This window comes from Vibrio sp. T20, assembly GCF_007858795.1.
Classification (GTDB): Bacteria; Pseudomonadota; Gammaproteobacteria; order Enterobacterales; family Vibrionaceae; genus Vibrio; species Vibrio satsumensis.
Map to the genome: position 1 here is coordinate 1 of NZ_VFEB01000204.1, position 405 is coordinate 405.

Here is a 405-nt window from a genome sequence, read left to right on the forward strand (position 1 = left end):
TCGGCCAAGAGATTACTGGTACCGCAAGTCCCTTAACAGCCTTCAAGGCTAAAGATGGTATTCCGAATTGGGATGATATCGAGAAGCAAATCAAAGAATGGCAACCTAATCTGATTATCGTCGGTTTGCCAACGGATTTACACGGCAAAGATCTAGCAACCATGACTCCAAGAGCAAAGAAGTTTGCTAATCGCCTCAAAGGGCGCTTTGGTATTGATGTCGAACTTCATGATGAAAGACTATCTACAGCTGAAGCCAGATCCGAGCTTTTTGATATGGGCGGTTATAAAGCATTAAGCAAAGGAAATGTGGATAACCAATCTGCTGTTGTCATTCTAGAAAGCTGGTTTGAAGCACAATATTTTTAACTCAGCATTAAGCGAGCAATGATTACACTCTATTCTA

Annotated in this window: 1 protein-coding gene; it reads left to right on the forward strand. The window is 41.5% G+C overall.

All coding sequences use genetic code 11. The features are described 5' to 3' along the window. The coding region (gene ruvX / locus FTW16_RS21405; RefSeq protein WP_146492385.1) for a Holliday junction resolvase RuvX at window positions 1-368 on the forward strand (368 nt) is incomplete at its 5' end. Window positions 369-405: the final 37 nt, after the last annotated feature.